This window comes from Frigoribacterium sp. AC759 (genome assembly GCF_979256015.1).
In genome coordinates this window covers 1-251 of the sequence record NZ_CEEDMT010000135.1, presented here as the reverse complement: position 1 = coordinate 251, position 251 = coordinate 1, and the positions used below count along the sequence as shown (strand labels likewise).

1 protein-coding gene is annotated in these 251 nt (G+C 68.9%); it reads left to right on the top strand.

Annotation, left to right across the window (positions count from 1 at the left end):
• A partial coding sequence (locus ACZ6JE_RS15385; protein ID WP_464319509.1) for a 4-hydroxythreonine-4-phosphate dehydrogenase PdxA occupies nt 1-251 on the top strand: 251 nt, incomplete at both ends.

Below are 251 nucleotides of genomic sequence, written 5' to 3'. Positions count from 1 at the left end.
CCGCCCGCGTCGTCCACGAAAGCCTGAAGCGCGACTTCGCCATCGCCCGTCCGCGCCTGACCATGGCCGCCCTGAACCCGCACGCCGGAGAAGGCGGCGCCCTGGGGCTTCAGGAGATCGACATCCTGATCCCGGTCGCCCAGCAGCTCCGCGCCGAGGGGATCGACATCACCGACCCCAGGCCCGCCGACACGATGTTCCACAACGAAGCGCGCGCGACCTATGACGCCGCCATCTGCATGTATCACGAC